At 65.7% G+C, this 16,833-nt stretch carries 15 protein-coding genes; 11 read left to right on the top strand and 4 right to left on the bottom strand.

The features are described from left to right. Positions 1-20 precede the first annotated feature (20 nt). Genes SPBM01_RS15680 through cobS form a run of 4 tightly spaced genes read left to right on the top strand, consistent with a single transcriptional unit; the run spans position 21 to position 2,705 of the window. Positions 21-428, top strand: coding sequence for a DUF1636 domain-containing protein (locus SPBM01_RS15680; protein ID WP_188062545.1), 408 nt, complete (start codon positions 21-23; stop codon positions 426-428). Continuing rightward, positions 425-1,441, top strand: coding sequence for a nicotinate-nucleotide--dimethylbenzimidazole phosphoribosyltransferase (gene cobT, locus SPBM01_RS15675; protein WP_188062544.1), 1,017 nt, complete (start codon positions 425-427; stop codon positions 1,439-1,441). The genes SPBM01_RS15680 and cobT overlap by 4 nt, the downstream gene beginning before the upstream one ends. Continuing rightward, positions 1,438-2,007, top strand: a complete 570-nt coding sequence (locus SPBM01_RS15670) for a histidine phosphatase family protein (protein ID WP_188062543.1) — start codon at positions 1,438-1,440, stop codon at positions 2,005-2,007. The genes cobT and SPBM01_RS15670 overlap by 4 nt, the downstream gene beginning before the upstream one ends. Continuing rightward, the gene (gene cobS, locus SPBM01_RS15665) at positions 2,004-2,705 is read left to right on the top strand and encodes an adenosylcobinamide-GDP ribazoletransferase (protein ID WP_188062542.1); all 702 of its coding nucleotides are present in this window, start codon (positions 2,004-2,006) and stop codon (positions 2,703-2,705) included. Before SPBM01_RS15670 ends, cobS begins: the two co-directional genes overlap by 4 nt. Here cobS and cbiB read toward each other — a convergent pair. Next, the gene (gene cbiB, locus SPBM01_RS15660; protein ID WP_188062541.1) at positions 2,698-3,633 is read right to left on the bottom strand and encodes an adenosylcobinamide-phosphate synthase CbiB; all 936 of its coding nucleotides are present in this window, start codon (positions 3,631-3,633) and stop codon (positions 2,698-2,700) included. The genes cobS and cbiB overlap by 8 nt on opposite strands. Then, complete coding sequence (locus tag SPBM01_RS15655) at positions 3,626-4,615, bottom strand: threonine-phosphate decarboxylase (protein WP_262504211.1); 990 nt, start codon at positions 4,613-4,615, stop codon at positions 3,626-3,628. Before SPBM01_RS15655 ends, cbiB begins: the two co-directional genes overlap by 8 nt. Before the next feature lie 84 nt (positions 4,616-4,699). Here SPBM01_RS15655 and cobU point away from each other — a divergent pair, with 84 nt between their 5' ends. The 7 genes from cobU to SPBM01_RS15620 all read left to right on the top strand — a co-directional run bounded on the left by cobU (position 4,700) and on the right by SPBM01_RS15620 (position 13,928). Next, a complete protein-coding gene (gene cobU, locus SPBM01_RS15650) occupies positions 4,700-5,269 on the top strand; it encodes a bifunctional adenosylcobinamide kinase/adenosylcobinamide-phosphate guanylyltransferase (protein WP_262504210.1) in 570 nt (189 codons plus the stop codon). A gap of 5 nt (positions 5,270-5,274) precedes the next feature. After that, positions 5,275-5,883 (top strand): TetR/AcrR family transcriptional regulator, encoded by a 609-nt coding sequence (locus SPBM01_RS15645; RefSeq protein ID WP_188062539.1) that lies wholly within the window; start codon positions 5,275-5,277, stop codon positions 5,881-5,883. Positions 5,884-6,260: 377 nt separating this feature from the next. Further along, positions 6,261-6,662 (top strand): hypothetical protein, encoded by a 402-nt coding sequence (locus SPBM01_RS15640; protein WP_188062538.1) that lies wholly within the window; start codon positions 6,261-6,263, stop codon positions 6,660-6,662. Then, positions 6,659-7,909, top strand: a complete 1,251-nt coding sequence (locus SPBM01_RS15635; RefSeq protein WP_188062537.1) for an efflux RND transporter periplasmic adaptor subunit — start codon at positions 6,659-6,661, stop codon at positions 7,907-7,909. The genes SPBM01_RS15640 and SPBM01_RS15635 overlap by 4 nt, the downstream gene beginning before the upstream one ends. Positions 7,910-8,058: 149 nt before the next feature. After that, complete coding sequence (locus SPBM01_RS15630) at positions 8,059-11,247, top strand: efflux RND transporter permease subunit (RefSeq protein WP_188062536.1); 3,189 nt, start codon at positions 8,059-8,061, stop codon at positions 11,245-11,247. 10 nt (positions 11,248-11,257) lie between these two features. Beyond that, a complete protein-coding gene (locus tag SPBM01_RS15625) occupies positions 11,258-12,658 on the top strand; it encodes an efflux transporter outer membrane subunit (protein WP_188062535.1) in 1,401 nt (466 codons plus the stop codon). 508 nt (positions 12,659-13,166) lie between these two features. Then, entirely contained in the window at positions 13,167-13,928 is a 762-nt protein-coding gene (locus SPBM01_RS15620) for a hypothetical protein (protein WP_188062534.1), read from the top strand. A 347-nt stretch (positions 13,929-14,275) separates the two neighbouring features. Here SPBM01_RS15620 and SPBM01_RS15615 read toward each other — a convergent pair whose 3' ends face one another. Then, the gene (locus SPBM01_RS15615) at positions 14,276-14,761 is read right to left on the bottom strand and encodes a hypothetical protein (RefSeq protein ID WP_188062533.1); all 486 of its coding nucleotides are present in this window, start codon (positions 14,759-14,761) and stop codon (positions 14,276-14,278) included. A gap of 458 nt (positions 14,762-15,219) precedes the next feature. Further along, the gene (locus SPBM01_RS15610) at positions 15,220-16,776 is read right to left on the bottom strand and encodes a carboxylesterase/lipase family protein (RefSeq protein WP_188062532.1); all 1,557 of its coding nucleotides are present in this window, start codon (positions 16,774-16,776) and stop codon (positions 15,220-15,222) included. Positions 16,777-16,833 lie beyond the last annotated feature (57 nt).

Genomic DNA, 16,833 nt, shown 5'->3' with positions numbered 1-16,833 from the left:
CGCAAACAAGGACGAAAATCATGCTGAAACCCGTGGAGGATGGCCCGGCCATCGTCGCCTGCAACACATGCCGCCACAGCAAGGACGCGCGGGAAGATGCGCAGGGGCGGCGCGGCGGTGCGGCAATGGTGGAGATATTGCGGGACGTGCAGGCGAGCGACCCGCGCTATGCCGGTATCGCCGTGCAGGAAATGGCGTGCCTGTTCGCGTGCGCCGACCATTGCACGGTGCATCTGCGTGGCCCCGGTCGGGTCGGCTATGTGCTGGGCCGGTTCGCGCCGGAAACGGAGGCGGCGACCGCGATCCTCGACTATGCCGTCCATTATGCCGCCAGCGAACATGGCCGGGTGCCGTTTGGCCAATGGCCGCAGGGGGTGAAGGGGCATTTCATCACGCGCACCCCGCCGCCGGGCTTCGTCGCGGAATGAGCGGCTTTGCCTCCCCCGCTGCGTTCCATGCGGCGCTGCGCGATCTGTCCGTGGCGGAAGCTGGCAGCATCGCGGCGGCGCGCGCGCGTCAGGCGGAACTGACCAAGCCCGCCGGATCGCTGGGCCTGCTGGAGGAGATCGCGATTTTCTTCGCCGGGTGGCAAGGGACGCCCCTGCCCCAGATCGCCTGTGCGCGGGCGGCGATCTTTGCGGGCAATCATGGTGTCGTCATCCATGGCGTGAGCGCCTATCCCGCCAGCGTGACTGCCGCGATGGTCGATAATTTCCGGGCCGGGGGCGGCGCGATCAATGCGCTGGCGCGGGCGGCGGACATGGAGGTGGTGATCCATCCCATCGCCCTCGATACGCCCACCGCCGACTTCACTGCCGGTCCGGCGATGGACGAGGGCGCATGTCTGGCGGCGCTGGCGATCGGCGCGGCGGCGGTCGATCCGGGGCTCGACCTGCTGGTGGTGGGCGAAATGGGGATCGGCAATTCGACGGCGGCGGCGGCGCTGTGCGCGCAGGCCTTTGGCGGGGATGCAGCGTCATGGGTCGGGCCGGGGACGGGCGTGGATGCGGCAGGCATTGCGCGCAAGGTTGATGTCGTCAGCCATGCGCTGGCGCTGCATCATGGTTCAGCCACGCCGTTCGCGATGCTGGCGCGGCTGGGCGGGCGAGAGATTGCGGCGATTGCGGGTGCTGTGGTGCAGGCGCGCGCCCTCGGCATCCCGGTGGTGCTGGATGGGTTCATATCCTGCGCCGCCATTGCGCCGCTGGCGGCGTTCGCGCCTGCCATTACCGATCATTGTCTGGCCGGGCATGTGTCCGCCGAACCGGGGCATCGGCGGTTGCTCGACCGGCTGGGCCTGACGCCCATCCTCTCGCTCGACATGCGGCTGGGCGAAGGGAGCGGCGCGGCGGTGGCGGTCGGCGTGATCCGCGCCGCGCTGGCCGCGCATGAGGGGATGGCGACCTTTGCGCAGGCCGGAGTGGCGGGGCGCACGGCGTGACCGGCGCGGTGCTGCACCTGTTGCGTCATGGCGCGCCGGACGTGCCGGGGCGGATGATCGGGCGGACCGATGTGCCATCGAGCGCGGCGGGGATCGCCGCCTGCGTGGCGCGGGCGCAGGGGTTGCCGGTGGACCGGATCGTCACGTCCGACCTGTGCCGGGCGCAGGCGGCGGGGGCAGCGATCGCGCAGGCCAGCGGCAAGGGCGTGACCGTCGATCCGCGCTGGCGCGAGCTGGATTTCGGGGCGTGGGACGGCCTTGCCCCGGTGGAGATTGACGCAGAGGCACTGGGGCGGTTCTGGGCCGATCCCGATGGCCACGCCCCGCCCGGCGGCGAACGCTGGTCGGAGCTGGTCGCGCGGGTCGGGGCGGCGTGCGACGCGCTGCCCCATGGCGCTACGCTGGTCGTGACCCATGGCGGAGCGATGCGCGCGGCGCTGGCGGCTTTGTGCGGGTTCGATCATAGGCAGGCCTTCGCTTTCGACCTGCCCTATGCGGCGCTGCTGTCGCTGCGGCTGTGGCGCGGCGAGAATTTGACGGCGCAGATTGTCGGGTTGCGGGCATGAAGGGGCTGATCATCGCCGCGCAGTTTTTGACGCGCCTGCCGTTGCCAGCGGTGTGGGTGGATGATGGCGCATTTGCCCGGTCGATGCGCTGGTTTCCCGCTGTCGGCTTCATCATCGGCGCGTTGCTGGCAGGAGTGGCGGCGCTGATCGGTGATCCGTGGATGGCGGCGCTTGCGGTGCTGGTGGCATGGGTCGGGATAACCGGCGCGCTGCATATCGACGGGCTGGCGGACCTGGCCGATGCTGTCGGCGCGGGGCATCGCGATCCCGCCCGATTGCGCGCGGTGCTGGCTGATCCGCATGTGGGCAGCTTTGGCGTGGTGGCGATCATGCTGCTTTTGATCGCCAAGCTGGTGTTGCTTCATGCGCTGCTGGAGCGTGGCATGATCCTGCCGCTGCTGCTCATCCCCTTTGCCGCGCGGATCGGGCCGCTCGCTTGGGCGCGCTGGCTGCCGCCATTGCATGAGGGGCTGGGGGCGCGGTTCAGCGCTGCGATTGGCGTGCGGCACATCCTGCTTTGGGGTGCGGTTCTGCTGGGCTGTAGCTGGACCATGCCCATGTTGCTGGCCACGCCGGTCCTGATCGCGCTGTGGGCGCTTTGGATCAGGCAACGGATCGGCGGCATATCGGGCGATGGCCATGGCGCGGGGATCGAACTGGTCGAAGTCGCGCTGCTGGCGCTTGCGGCGGTCAGATAAGCCAGACCGCCGCCGCCACGCCCCACAGGATCAGGCAGGCGCGGCGATAGAGGCGCAGGGCGCGGCGAATGTCGGCAGCATTGGCCTCGACCCGGCCGGACCCGATCCACGGCTTGTCCGCCACCACGCCATCATAGGCGATCGGCCCGGCGAGCCGCAGGTTCAGCGCGCCCGCCATTGCCGCTTCCGTCCAGCCTGCATTGGGCGAGGCGTGCCTGCCATGGTCGCGCGCCATCACCCGCCATCCGCCCATCCCGGCGAGGCACAAAATCCCGCTACCCAGACGCGCAGGCAGCAGGTTGGCAATGTCGTCGATGCGCGCCGCTGCCCAGCCAAAGGCGCGCCATTGCGGTTCGCGGTGGCCGATCAGGCTGTCGGCGGTGTTGATCGCCTTGTAACACCAGACACCCGGCAGGCCGAAGGTCAGCAGCCAGAACAAGGGCGCGGCCACGCCGTCGCAGAAGCTTTCGGCCAGGCTCTCTATCGCCGCGCGCGCCACGCCCGCTTCGTCCAGCGCCGCCGTGTCGCGCCCGACGATCATGCCGACCGCCTTCCGCGCGCCGGGCAGGTCTCCCCGGTCCAGCGCGTCGGCGACGGGGCGGACATGATCGTGCAGGCTGCGCTGCGCCAGTGCGGGCCATGCCAGCAAGGCCAGCGCGATCCACGCCCAACCGCCGAGCAGGTTGACCAGCGCCGCCTGCGCCTGCCAGCACAGGGTGGCGGTGACAGTCAGCAGCGCGAGGATCGTGACGATGCCCACAGCGCGCCGCGATGCAAAGGACTGGTCTGCCCGGTTGCCCCATGCCGCGCCCCGTTCGATCAGCGCGGCAAACAGCCCGACCGGATGGCCGATCCGCCGATAGAGCGGGCCGGGCCAACCGACCGCCGCGTCGAGCATCAGCGCGGCGAGCGCGACCGGATCAGCCATTGGCCAGCGCCCGGTCGAGCCGGTTCAGATCCTGCGCCGTGGCTGGCACACCCAATCGCAGCCAGCGCGGGTCATAATCGAACGGGCGAGTCAATATGCCCTGCCGCGCGAGATGGGCGAACAGCGCCGCAGCTTCACCGTCGATGAGCCTGAATAAGGGCGAGGCGCCTGTCGCGGCAAGGCCGTGGCGCGCCAGCATCGTGTCCAGCGCGGCGGCGCGATCGACCAGTCGCAGGCGGGTTGCTGCGATCCAGTCGGTATCGCGATAGGCCGCCGTGCCGATGGCGATTGCGGCGGCGGACAGCGGCCAACTGCCCAGCATCGCGCGCCACCGCGCGATCAGCGCGACTGGCCCGATCGCAAAGCCCAGCCTGACGCCGGCCAGTCCGAAAAACTTGCCGAAGGAGCGCATGACGATCACTGGAGCGTCGGGACCAAGCAGCGGCACGATGCTGGCGTCATCCTGCGCGTCGACAAAGGCTTCGTCCACGACTAGCCACCCGGCGCGCGCGGCCAGTATCTCCGTCAGCGCCATCAGGTCCGCGCGCGTCGTAAGCCGCCCGTCGGGATTGGCCGGGTTCGCCAGCAGGATCGTGCCGCCCCGCGCGGCCGTCCGCCCCACATCGGCAAAGGCGATTGGCGTGCTGTCGCCAAGAGCGTGCGCATGGGTGCGGTATCCCGGCGCGACATGGCGCAGCGGCGCAGGCAGGCCGAGTGTGGCGAGCGCGCGCAGGCCCATTTCGGTGCCGGGCAGCGCCAGCACGCGCGCCGGGTCCGTCCCGAAACAGGTTGCCGCCGCCCGTTCCAGTTCCGTCAGCGCCGCCGCGTCAGGCAGGCGATGCCAGTCGATCGCCAAATCGGCGGGAATCGGCCATGGATCGGCGTTGATGCCCGTGGACAGGTCCAGCCACGGGCCGGGCGCGTTGGGGAAGGCGCGCATCGCGTGCGACAGGTTGCCGCCATGCAGGGTCCATTCCGTCACATCATTGCCCCATGCTTGTCGATCCGGGGATGCCGATTGCCAATTTCTTGCTAGAGGACAATCGAAATATGACGGAAACGGGAGATGCTTGTGATGCGCGGGGAAAAATCGCTGCTGGTGCTGGGCGGTGCGCGTTCGGGCAAGAGCCGCTTTGCGCAGGCATGGGCGCAAGCGTTGCCGGGCGATCTGGTCTATATCGCCACTGCGCAGGCGCTCGACCCGGAAATGACACAGCGTATCGCGCGGCATCGCGACGACCGGGGGCCGCGCTGGCGCACGGTCGAAGCGCCGCTGGACCTGCCCGATGCCATCGTGGCGGAAAGCCGGGCGGACGCGGTGCTGCTGGTCGATTGCCTGACGCTCTGGACATCCAACCTGCTGTTTGCCGATCGCGATGCCACCGCTGCGCTAGGCGCGCTGGCGCAGGCGGTGGCGGATGCGGCGGGGCCGGTGATCTTCGTGTCGAACGAAGTGGGCCTTGGCATCGTCCCCGACAATGCGCTGACCCGCCGGTTCCGCGACATGGCGGGCGACATCAATCAGGGCGTGGCACGCTTTGCCGACCGCGTCGTGTTCATAGCCGCCGGCTTGCCCCTGACGCTCAAGCCCCCGGCACAGGCTATGGACTTGGGGGACAACGTGCCTATATACTGATCGGTATGAAAATCTGTTCCGCCCCTGCCAGAGGTCGCCCGCGCGAGTTCGACCCGGAAACGGCACTGGCCGCTGCGCTGGAAGTGTTCTGGCGGCGCGGCTATGAGGGTGCGTCGCTCGCTGAACTGACCGATGCGATGGGCATCACAAAACCCAGCCTCTATGCCTGTTTCGGTAATAAGGAAGCCCTTTTCCGCAAAGCGCTCGACCTGTATGAGCGCGACAAGCTTTGCTATGTCCAGACGGCGCTTGACGCCCCTACCGCCAAGGGCGTGGCCGACCGGCTGCTGCGCGGGGCGCTGGCGATCCAGACCGGGGGCGACGATCCGCGCGGCTGCATGGGCGTCGTTGCGTCCGTCGGCGGCACGACTCATGCTGAATGTATCCGCGACGAAGTGCTGGCCCGCCGCGCATCGTCGGACCGGGCGATGGTCGAACGGTTCGAGCGCGCGCAGAAGGAAGGCGACCTGCCCGCAGGGGTCGAGCCACAGGCGCTGGCCTGTTACCTGTCCACCGTGGTCCAGGGCATGGCCGTTCAGGCAGGCGCAGGGGTTCCGGTCGAGCGGCTGGAGCAGCTGATCGACACGACATTGGCCATGTGGCCGAGCCGTTAGAACGCGATTTTCGCTTTCCTTCCGTTAAAATACCGATCGGTATGAAATAGCGGTTGACGCGGCGCAGCATCGCTTTATATACCGCATAGTAGTTAATTCGGCGGGGGCTTCCCCCATGGAGGTCGAATGCAGCGTCACATCAACAGGGATCGTGGCTGACCACCAAGGCGCAGTAGCCCGCATATAAGCGGGCGCGGCTCTGGCTTCAGCATCGACTTCATCATCACCCGACAGGGCCGATGCCCCGTAACGCCTATGCGCGCTGCGGTCGCGCCGTCTCGTCCAGATTTCATCATTGGCAGCCGGACAGCGTCCGCGCGGCGTGTGCCCACGCGCCGCCCGCGTTCGGCTGCGCCATGCAACAGGGGACTTATGTCATGGCCTATCTTTCATTCAATGCCATTGCAGAGGGCGGATCGGCCGGTTTCGCGCCGGTGTTGGCCCCCGCCCCCGCCGCCACCGTGGCCGATTTCTCGCTGCTGGAATGGCAGGTGGTGCATCTTGCGCGGCGCGACACTATGGCATCGCTGCGCCCGCCGGGGCGCTGGACGCGGCTGCACCGGCTGATCTTCGGCGACCGGCCCAGCCCGGTGCTGGCCAGCGCGCGGCTCGAAGCGTTGCGCCATATCGCAGTCGAAGGGTGGCATCGTGGCCATGCGCTGCACCCCGCGCGCATCGCCGCCTTCCACGCCGCAGGCTTTACCGAATCCCATCTCGAACGGCTGCTTGCCTTCATCGGCGCCGTGCGCGGCGCGCCCAAGACCCGGAGTTTTGCATGAACATGCTCGCCCCCATCGATACCGATAGCCGCAACGCCACCCCCATCACGCGCCGGCGCAGGCGGCATGGCGCGCTGGCGCTCATTGCCCTTGTCGTTGCAGGCGGGGTGGTGTGGAAACTGGTCGATCGCCCGCACGCGCAGGCCGCCGCCGCCACCATCGCATCGGTCGGTGTGTCCGCCCCGCTGCAACGCGCCGTCACGCAGTGGGACGATTATGTCGGCCGCTTCGCCCCCAGCCAGAGCGTGGAAATCCGCCCGCGCGTGTCGGGTGCGGTGACGGCCATTCATTTCCGCGATGGCGACACGGTGGGGCGCGGCCAGTTGCTATTCACCATCGACAGCCGCCCGTTCCGCGCGGCGCTGGCCGAAGCGCACGCCAATGTCGCCAGCGCACGCAGTGCCATGCTGCTGGCGCAGAACGACTATGGCCGGGTCCAGCGCCTGACCGGCGACGAAGCGGTGTCCGCCAGCGAAGTCGATGCGCTGCGATCCCGCCTGCAAGCTGCGCAGGCCGCACTGGCAGGGGCGCAGGCGCGCGAGAGGCAACGCGCGCTGGATGTGGAGTTTACGCAGGTGCGCGCGCCGATTGCGGGCCGCGTGTCCGACCGGCGCGTGGATGTGGGCAATCTCGTTTCCGCTGCGGAAGGCGCTGGCGCGACATTGCTGACCACCGTGAACCGGCTCGACCCCATTTATTTCAACTTCGATGCGTCCGAAGCGCTTTACCTGAAATCGCAGCGCGATGGCGGGACGGACGGCGCAGTCGAAGTGCGGTTGCAGGATGAAAGCGACTATCGCTGGAAGGGTAAGCTGGACTTTACCGACAATGGTCTGGACCCCCGATCCGGCACCATTCGCGTGCGCGCCGTCTTCGCCAATCCCGCGAAATTCCTGGCCCCCGGCCTGTTCGGCAATATGCGACTGGCCAATGGCGGCAAGGTCAATGCCCTGCTGGTCCCCGACGACGCGATCCAGTCCGATCAGGCGCGCAAGACGGTGCTGGTGGTGGGCAAGGATGACAGCGTGTCGGCCAAGCCAGTCGAACTGGGTCCGCTGGTCGATGGCCTGCGCATCATTCGGTCCGGCCTGTCGCCGCAGGACCGGGTGGTCGTGACCAATGCGCAGGCCGCGATGCCGGGCGCAAAGGTTGCCACCCGCCCTGCCCGCATCACGCCGACACCCCCGCCGGTAACGCCGGTGGACGGCGCAGCGCCAGCGGCTGCACAGGCCACCTTCGCGCGGTAACCCCCTCATTGGGTCGGGGCCGGCCAGATAGCATTGCGTCTGTCGCAAGCCCTCACCCCAACCCCTCCCCTGAAGGAGAGGGGCTAAGTCAATTCTCGTGATCCCTGCCGGATCGCGCGCCCCTTTTCACGCCATCTAGGACATGTCCGATGCGCCTATCCCGCTTCTTCATCGACCGGCCGATCTTTGCCGCCGTCATCGCGGTGATCATCACCGTCGTCGGCGCGATTGCCTTTTTCGGGCTGCCCGTGTCGCAATATCCCGACATCGTGCCGCCCACGGTCACGGTGTCTGCCCAATATCCCGGCGCGTCCGCCGAAACCGTCGCCTCCACCGTCGCCGCGCCGATCGAGCAGGAAATCAACGGCGTGGACGACATGCTGTATCAGAGTAGCCAGTCCACTGGCGACGGGCGCGTGACGATCACCGTCACGTTCAAGGTCGGCACTGATCTGGACGCCGCGCAGGTGCTGGTGCAGAACCGCGTCGCCGTGGCCACCCCGCGACTGCCGGAGGAAGTGCAGCGTCTGGGCGTCATCACGCGCAAGACGACGCCCGAATTTCTGATGGTCGTCAACCTCCAGTCGCCCGACGGCACGTTCGACCGCGATTACCTGTCCAACTATGCGTTGACGCAGGTGCGCGACCGGCTGGCGCGGCTGGACGGCGTGGGCGATGTGCAGCTGTTTGGCGCGCGCGACTATGCCATGCGCATCTGGATCGACCCGGATCGTGCCGCCGCGCGTGACCTGACGGCGGGTGAAATCGTCGCTGCCCTGCGCGCGCAGAACGTCCAGGTATCGGCCGGGTCGATTGGCCAGCCCCCCTATGATCGCGGTGAAGCCTTCCAGCTTGGCATCGAGATGCAGGGTCGGTTGAACGAACCCGCGCAGTTCGCCAATATCGTCATCCGCACCGACGCCGACGGCCATCAGGTCCGCGTCAGCGACGTCGCCCGTGTCGAGCTGGGCGCGCAGGATTATGGCGTCAACACCTACCTGTCGGGCAACCCCACCGTAGTCATCGCGGTGATGCAGCGCCCCGGCTCCAACGCGCTGGACGCGGCGGAAAAGGTGAAGGCGCAGATGGACCAGATGTCCGCCCGCTTCCCCAAGGGGCTGGAATATAGCGTCATCTACAACCCGACCGAATTTATCAGCCAGTCGATCGACGCGGTTTACCAGACCTTGATCGAAGCGGTGCTGCTGGTCGTCCTCGTCATCCTCGTCTTTTTGCAAAACTGGCGTGCGGCGGTCATCCCGATCATTGCCATTCCCGTGTCCCTGATCGGCACGGCGGCCATATTGGCGGGGCTGGGTTACAGCCTCAACAACCTGTCGCTGTTCGGGCTGGTGCTGGCGATCGGCATCGTGGTCGATGACGCCATCGTCGTGGTCGAAAATGTCGAGCGCAATATCGAGCATGGCATGACCCCGCTGGAGGCGGCGCGCGTGTCAATGGACGAAGTGTCGACCGCGCTGGTCGCCATCGTGCTGGTGCTGTGCGCGGTGTTCGTGCCGACCCTGTTCATCACGGGCATTTCGGGCGCTTTCTACCAGCAGTTCGCAGTTACCATCTCTACGGCGACGGTGATTTCGCTTATCCTCTCGCTCACGCTGTCGCCCGCCGCCGCCGCCCTGTTGCTTCGGGCCAAGCATGGCCCGCGCGACCGCAGCGGCGATCCGCTCTGGCGGCAGAAGGCGGGCGTGCTGGTCGATGGCTTCAACCATGGCTTCGATCGGCTGAGCAACGGCTATGGCCGCCTCACCCGCTTCCTCGTCGCCCGGCCCAAAAAGATGCTGCTGACCTATGCGGGCCTGATCATGGCGACCATCGCCCTGTTCTGGGTCACGCCCGGCGGTTTCATCCCGTCGCAGGATCAGGGCTATTTCCTGGCCGTGGTGCAATTGCCGTCGGGTGCGTCGCTCGAACGCACGGACAAGGTGACGCGCGAAGTGGCGGAGAAGATCCTGCCGATCAAGGGCTTGCGCGGCGCGGTGATGTTCGCCGGCTTCCATGGCCCGTCGCAGACGCAGGCGCCCAACAGTGCCGCGATCTACTTTCCCTTCAACACCTTTGCCGAACGCAAGAAGGAAGGTGTCACCTATGCCGGGATCATGGAACAGGCGAACAAGGCGGTCGCGGGCTATGACAAGGCGCGCATCCTGCTGGTGCCGCCGCCGCTCATTCAGGGTATCGGTTCGGCGGGCGGATATCGCCTGATGGTGCAGGACCGGGAAGATCGCGGTTACGCCGCGCTCAACACGGTCGGTCAGGATTTGATTGCCAAGGCCAACCAGACACCCGGCCTGGCGCAGATCTACACATTGTTCGACGTCGCCACCCCGCGCGTGTTCGCCGATGTGGACCGGCGCAAGGCCGACCTGCTCGGCGTGCCGCCAGAGCGCGTGTTCGAAGCGATGCAGGTCTATCTCGGTTCCGCTTTCGTCAACGACTTCAACCTGTTGGGCCGCACCTATCGCGTGACGGCGCAGGCGGACGCCAACCATCGCGGGTCGGTGGCCGACATCGCCAACCTAAAAACCCGTTCCAACAGCGGGCAGATGGTGCCGCTGGGCGCAGTATCGACTTTTCAGGACAAGACCGGGCCGTATCGCGTCGTGCGCTACAACCTGCTGCCTGCCGTGGAAATCGACGGCGACACCGCGCCGGGCTATTCGTCGGGCCAGTCGCTTGCGACCATGGAAAAGCTCGCCACCGACAATTTGCCATCTGGTTATGGCAGCGAATGGACCGGCGTCGCCTATCAGCAGGTGATGGCGGGCAACACCGCTGGCATCGTGTTCGCCATGGCCGTGTTCTTCGTGTTCCTCGTCTTGGCGGCGCAATATGAAAGCCTCACGCTGCCGCTATCGATCATCCTGATCGTGCCGATGTGCCTGTTCGCGGCCATGCTGGGCGTCAACCTGCGCGGCATGGATAATAATATCCTGACGCAGATCGGGCTGGTCGTGCTGATCGCATTGGCGGCGAAGAATGCCATTCTGGTGGTGGAATTTGCCAAGCAGGCGGAGGAGGAACGCGGACTTTCGGCTATCGAAGCCGCCGTGGAAGCCGCGCAAACCCGCCTGCGTCCCATCTTGATGACCAGCCTCGCCTTCATTCTGGGCGCAGTGCCTCTGGTGATCGCGCAAGGGGCAGGCGCGGAATTGCGGCAGGCGCTCGGCACCGCCGTATTCTTCGGCATGGCTGGCGTGACCGCTTTCGGCCTGCTGTTCACTCCCACTTTCTACGTCGTGTGCCGCGCATTGGGCGACCGCTTCTCCCGCCGTCGCCCGGCAGGCGAAGCGCCCGCCACGCTGCAACCGGCGCAATAGGACAGATAAGATGACACGCAATTTCCTTGCTCTCCTCCTTGCCGGATCGGCGCTGACCGCCTGCGCCGCCGGGCCGGACTATCGCGCACCCGCCACGCCGACGACTGCCACCGGCGCGTTCATCGGCGCGGCGACCCCGGTCGTCAGCACTGCGCCTGCCGACGACCACTGGTGGCGGCTCTATGACGATCCGCTGCTCGACGGGCTGGTGCGCGATGCACTGGCCGCCAATACCGACATCCGCGTCGCGGTCGCCCGGCTGGAACGGGCGCGGGCATCCCTGCGCGGCGCGCGCGCCGACCGCCTGCCCCGCACCAGCATGACCGCGTCGCCCGGCTATGGCCGCGTGTCGGAAAGCCAGACGCTGCCCGGCATGGACCGGGAAAACTGGAGCGTCGATGCGGGCCTTGACGTCGCCTATGAACTCGACCTGTTCGGCCGGGTGAAGCGCGGCGTGGAAGCGGCGCGCGGCGACGCGGATGCCGCCGCTGCGGATGCCGACGCCGTGAGCGTCGCCGTCGTCGCCGACACGGTGCGCGCCTATGTGGATGCGACCGCTTCGGCCCGGCGCATTGCCGTGGCGCAGGAAACTGTCGATCTGCTCGACAAGACAACTCGCATTACCACTGCCCGTTTCGACGCGGGCCGGTCCGACCGGCTGGACGTGATCCGCGTCACGACATTGCGCGACCAGCAAAAGGCGCTGATCCCCACGCTGATGGCGGATCGCAATGCTGCCCTGTTCCGTATCGCCACGCTGACCGGACGCACGCCGCAACAATTGCCCGATGCCGTGACGACGCAGGGCAAAGTCCCCGACCTGACCCAACCCATCCCGGTCGGCGACGGGCAGGCGCTGCTCGCCCGGCGGCCAGACGTGCGCGCGGCCGAACGGCGGCTGGCGGCGGACACGGCCCGCATCGGCGTCGCCACGGCGGACCTTTATCCCCGCATCACGCTGGGCGGGTCGATCGGCACCACGGCGATCGGCGGCGGCGACATATTGGGCGGCGGGCCGCTCAACTTCCTGCTGGGTCCGCTCATCAATTGGGCCTTCCCCAACCAGGAAGCTAACCGCGCGCGCATCGCCGTGGCACGGGCGGACAGTGCGGCCTCGCTCGCCAGTTTCGACGGCACCGTACTGGTCGCGCTGGAGGAAACCGAAACTGCGCTGTCGACCTACGCCCATGCGCTCGACCGCCGCCAGACGCTGCGTTCCGCCCGCGATTCTGCCGCCCGCGCCGCGCGCATCGGCATGGCCCGTCAGCGCGAAGGGCGGATCGACTTCCTCACGCTGCTCGACGCGCTGCGGACGCAGGCGGCGGCCGACGCCGACCTGGCCAGCGCCGACCGCGCCGTGGGCTTCGCGCAGGTCGATCTGTTTCGTGCGCTGGGCGGCGGTTGGGGATGAAGGACAGGATGGGAAAGGGTCTGGCTAAACCTTTAGCATCATTCATCCCCGTCATTACGCGCGCAGCAAAGCCATGCGGCGTTGGCGTGGGCAGATGACTGGCAACCTGTGACAGCGCGGTGTCATCATGGTGACGGAAAACCCCGACCATGCGGTTTTCGCGCATTGTAGCAATGCGACGATGTTTCTCGGACATGGGCATGGGAATGGCAGCGGCATTTTTCAGCGTTGCAAACGCTGCACGGCAAATATGTGATTTCCAAAGGGCAACTTTGCGCCACTTGTCGCCGTTCAGAGGGCGATTTCTGCTTCTTGGAAGCGGTCATTCGTTCAGGTTCAGGCGTTAGAAAAGCAGACGGTCGGCCGCCGACCAATAGCAGATAGTCATGCGCAAATTCGTGACGCTCGAAAGCGGACGATGACGGAAAACACCTGTTTGTCGCCATATCGCCCGTTTCTTAAGAAAATCCGGCTACATGACTGGCATTGAATTTGTAGGCGGAATTGGATGAACGATTGGGATAGCGACAAGATGGCACGGCGGACATTGCTTGGCCTGTTCGCGAACGGAACAGCAACGTTGCTTGCCGGATGCGGCTCGATCTTTCCGTCTGATAGGCTCCGGCAGAAGATCACGGTGGAGGTGGAAACGCCCTCTGGCCTAGGCACAGGCAGTTCGGTTGTGGAAACCGAAGTGCATAAGGGTAAGAGTTGGGGCGATGTGTCAGGGATTCAATACAAACTAGGGGGTGAGGCTGTGGCGGTGGACTTGCCGGATGGTAGGACACTCTTTGCACTGTTGCGAGGCGCGGATGGCGCAGCGGGCGATGCCGCAGCCTACCAGGTGCACCTGATTCCGGACGCGTTACGTGCGGGAGCGGTGGCGAACGCAAATATAGTCGTTGAGGGCCGCGACTTGATGACAGTGCGCGAGAAAGCCAAGCGTGCGCGCGTGCGGTTGGACCTGCCTCCCAAATTCTACCCGCTGCTAGTCGCATTTCGCGACATTAAGGACGCCACATCTGTGGAACGCGTCGATCCTGTAAACCTTGCCGTGACCTTCGGCCCAGGCGTAAAATTGAAACGGATATCAGTCGAAATCACCGATGTCGCCGTGACGACCGGGATCGAAAAGAGGTTACCAAAACCGCCATACATAAGAAAATTTAGGTACGAAGGTGAAGAATCGAAAGCACTTGATCTTTATCGTGGGAAACCAATTTTCGAAAATGTTGACAAGGATTATTTCATTCAGATGTCCAACATTTAGCAATAGACGGCAATCACATAATTGTCGCACACGTTTTTCCACGCTTGAAAGCCGCTCCTTCCATGACGACTTGATGCCCGATAAACACTGTCGGATTGGACGAATGCGCGAAAACCCCAAATACAGGGGTTTCCGTCACCTCATTATGACAGCTATTGGACCGCACGTCCTCCGAAGCAGACAGTCCCCAATCCACCCTCCTGGCGATTTGGCCGGGTCAAATACGTAGCGATTCGCGCCGTTGCTGCCGGTCCGGTCTTTATCCGCATGAAATCGAACGCGAGAACGACGCTGACGGGTGGTTTGCGGAACGGCAGGTTATGGCGAGAATACGCGTTTAGCGGACATTAGCCGAAACCGCTTCCATCCAATAGTTCCGTGCGTTCGTCATCTGCCAACATTGCCATGCGGCCGAGGGTGATGCGGCCTTTCCCAAAGGCCAGCACGGCAAGGATGCTGTCTACCAACTCGCTATCGGTCGCCCTTGGTAAATCGGTTGAAGCCAGCGTTTGCAACTTCTTCCAAGCGCCGTTGTAATCATCAAACAGCCAGTCAGGCACGATAGGATTGTGCGACATCTGGCGTGCTTCCTCGATAGTCGCGGCTATGGCGTATGTATTCCAATCGGCAACGCCCCGCACTTCGTGCATCTCCGCGAGCATCGGCACAGCAGCATATGATGCCTCTCCCACATCGCCTTGATGATACAGTTCTTGCCAAAGTTCAGCCCATGCTGCCTCGGTATCGTCGCTGTTTAATCTGCTGATTGCGCCTCGCGGATCATAAGGTATTCGATAGCCGCCACACAACTCAGCCCACTGCCCATCGTCCACTGTCGCTACTCCAGAGTGATCGTCGCAAACGGCAGGTTTAGGGAGCGTGAAAGTGAATTGCCACCGTCCAAAAATGGTCGGTGGGCGACAGGCAGCTATTTCCGCTCACGCTCGTGTCGCCTGCCTTAAAGAGGACCGGCGGCTATCCCCTCTTACCCGACGGTAAGGCGACATTCCGAAATCGGCCAATTTACGACAATCAGCTACACTCCAACAACATCCGATTGAGCGCGCGACGAACCATCGGATAAATGATCGGCATTGATCAACCTGCGCTCCGGCCTGCGCGCCCTGTCCTACCCCCTCAACCGCTGCGACATTCGGCTCCGGTCCCTTCCCATCGTCAGCCTCCTTGCCCCCGACCCAGCCCTGCGCTGGCGTCGGCGAAAACAGGCGCATAAACTTTCCATGGGCGATATGGACGAACTTCGTAAAGTTCCGCTGCCGGCGACCCTGCCTCAGCTGCCCGGCTGGATATAGGGCGCGCGCGCAAAAAGCGTGCGTTCCCAGCTTCTTGGGTCGTCCTGCACATGGCTGCGCGCGTCGAAAATCATCGTCGCCCGCCGGTCCATCCGATATTGCGGCCAGGCTTCCATTCCTGCCGGATCAGGGGTTCCGGCGCGCGCAAAGGCAATGAAACGCGCCATCATCGCCGCGCTCGCCGCCCGCGCGCCCGCGCCCGTGCCGGTATAGGAACCCGCCGCATCCAGCGTGCCGAACGCCAGCGCAATGTCCATCGTGTGGGGCGCGCCGCGCCTTGGCTGGGTCGGCGACTGGAAATCGACCTGATAGGCCCAGGTCGGCGCATCGGCCCGCGCCCGCGCTTCGGCCTCTATCACCTGCCCCGGCCAGCTGCGCCCCGCCGTGGTCGCGGCATAGAAAATCCGTTCCGCCGACCAGTCGGGAAAGCGCGCGCGATATTGCGCGACGATCCATTCGGGCGACAGGTCGATGCGCAACTCGCCCGCCATCCGTGCCGCCAGATTGCCCCAGTCCAGATCGCGGATCAGCGGCCCGTCCGGGTCGATGAAGGCGCGCGTTTCGTCCAATGTATTGCCCAGCACCATCGGGATCGCGTTGCTCTGGCCTGGCGCGTCGGGCCAGAAGGGATGCCGTTCCAGCGACCGCATGTCCAGCACTGGCCCCATATAGACGCCGCCGCCCAATATCGGGTCGGTCGCGGCCAGCCCCTCGATCAGCCGTTCGACCGGCATGGTCGGCAGCGCGTCCGGCGTCACCCCCAGCCTGTCGAGATAGGCCGCCGTCCGGCGCGACGCATTGATCGGGCCGCTGGCCGTCACTTGCTGCCCGCTCATGGTGATGGCGCGATGGAACAGGCCGCGCGCGGCGGGCATCGCCATCATCGTGGCAATCTTCGCCCCGCCGCCCGACTGGCCGAACACCAATATATTGCCCGGATCACCCCCGAACGCCGCGATATTGTCCCGCACCCAGCGGAGCGCCAATATCAGGTCCAGTTGCCCCGCATTGCCGCTATCGGCAAAGCGCGAGTCGAGCCGGGCGAGATAGAGATAGCCCAGCGCATTGAGCCGATGGTTGACCGTGACGACGACCACATCGCCCGCCGCCGCCAGATGCCGTCCATCGTTCAGCGGATCGACCACGCTGCCATTGGAATAGGCGCCGCCATGGATATAGAGCATCACCGGGCGCTTGGCGTTCCGCTCCGTTCCCGGCGTCCAGATGTTGAGGAACAGGCAATCCTCGCTGGTCGCGCCCACCGTGGCCCGCTGCGGGCAGGATGGCGCGAAGCGGGTCGCGTCGGCAATGCCCTGCCAGGGTTGCGGCGGCAACGGCGGTTGAAAGCGACGAGGCGCGGTGTCCTGGCCGTAGCGCACGCCGCGAAATATATGCAGCCCGCCTTCCCGCACACCCCGGATGCGACCATGACGGGTGCGGACGACCGGATCGGCGGATGGTGCCGCTGTTGCGATCGCGGCGGGGACCAGCCCGGCCACCGCGCCGATCAGCATACGCCTGTCGAAGTCGGGCATCCATCCTCCTGTGGTTTGGGGCGGGGGGCTTTGCGCCCTCTCCGTTCGGTCGGTCGG

Origin of the sequence: Sphingobium sp. KCTC 72723, assembly GCF_014280435.1 — a bacterium.
GTDB lineage: Bacteria > Pseudomonadota > Alphaproteobacteria > Sphingomonadales > Sphingomonadaceae > Sphingobium.
Note: the sequence above shows the minus strand (reverse complement) of the source record. Positions and strands in the feature narration are given on the sequence as shown.